A 707-nucleotide genomic window follows, 5' to 3' on the forward strand; every position below is an offset into this window, starting at 1 on the left:
TTGATAAAATCCGCGTCAAAAACAGTGCCGTACTGCCGCTGCAGTCCCACAAGAATAAAAAAAGAGCTTCCGAACATTTTGTCAATCCACGGCGTCGTTTTAAGGGCAGGATCATCAAGCGGGACAAAACGCAAGTTGTTATTTTCCAATTCAGCTTTTGGAAGTTGAAAACAGAAAAATAGCGTAATAATAGCGATAACAGCGGTAATTATCCACGGGTATTTAAATATTTTTTGCATTCCTTCCTTTTACTTAAAAATTACAAAATAAAACAAATATTGTCAAGTTCCAAGTGGAAATAGTAATCAGTAACATCTAAAACTTCACAGAACATTATTCTCAAATTTTCTCTCGCAAAGGCGCAAAGGCGCAAAGTTCCTGTCCGATGACCCATTATTGTCTAGATATATAAGTTTTACTACAAATCTTGAAGGAAAAAAGACGATCCTGCAAACAACAACTTTGCGCCCTCTGCGTCTTTGCGTTCTTTGCGTGAGATTCTTTGCGAAAAATACTTTTCTTACAGTCTCCTGCGCCTTTGCGAGAAATATTTAGTTGTTACCGAGTACTTTATTAAGATAAGGGACATCGCGCACAAAACATTTGACGGTTACGCGACAGTCCATGTTACTGGGATGCCCGTAATTATCGCCACCGTAAACGAGGCGATGAACGCCGATCTAAAACTGCTCATTCCCGTCGTAATT

2 protein-coding genes are annotated in these 707 nt (G+C 39.3%); one reads left to right on the plus strand and one right to left on the minus strand.

Annotated elements, in window-relative coordinates:
- The coding region (locus tag ACYVRA_RS07855) for a hypothetical protein (protein ID WP_461252182.1) at nucleotides 1-239 on the minus strand (239 nt) is incomplete at its 3' end.
- Between the two features lie 249 nt (nucleotides 240-488).
- On the opposite strand from ACYVRA_RS07855, the gene ACYVRA_RS07860 reads away from it, so the two are divergent.
- Nucleotides 489-707, plus strand: a 219-nt coding sequence (locus ACYVRA_RS07860; protein ID WP_461252183.1) for a hypothetical protein, incomplete at its 3' end; no start/stop codon positions are given.

The organism is Treponema sp. R8-4-B8 (genome assembly GCF_054786175.1).